This is a genomic window from Lactobacillus sp. HMSC08B12, assembly GCF_001808415.1.
Lineage (GTDB): Bacteria > Bacillota > Bacilli > Lactobacillales > Lactobacillaceae > Lactobacillus > Lactobacillus delbrueckii.
Genome location: NZ_KV793105.1, coordinates 8,470 through 8,694, shown reverse-complemented (window position 1 = coordinate 8,694; position 225 = coordinate 8,470). Strand labels below are relative to the sequence as shown.

The following is a 225-nucleotide window of genomic DNA, read 5'->3' as shown; positions in this document are numbered from 1 at the left end:
TCCACGCATCCCATGCGGGATGCGACTCAAAAAAATAGTTTCTGATTTGGCAAAGAAAAAATATTTCAATCCACGCATCCCATGCGGGATGCGACCTTTCACGTAAAAATCACATTCCAGGTCGTAGTATATTTCAATCCACGCATCCCATGCGGGATGCGACGGGTGGTCAGAATAAATTGGAAAGATTTTTTTACATTTCAATCCACGCATCCCATGCGGGAT

At 44.0% G+C, this 225-nt stretch carries 1 protein-coding gene; it reads right to left on the bottom strand.

Annotation, left to right across the window (positions count from 1 at the left end; genetic code table 11):
* Positions 1-225: hypothetical protein (locus HMPREF3168_RS10410; protein WP_210384537.1), on the bottom strand; the 225-nt coding region annotated here is incomplete at both ends.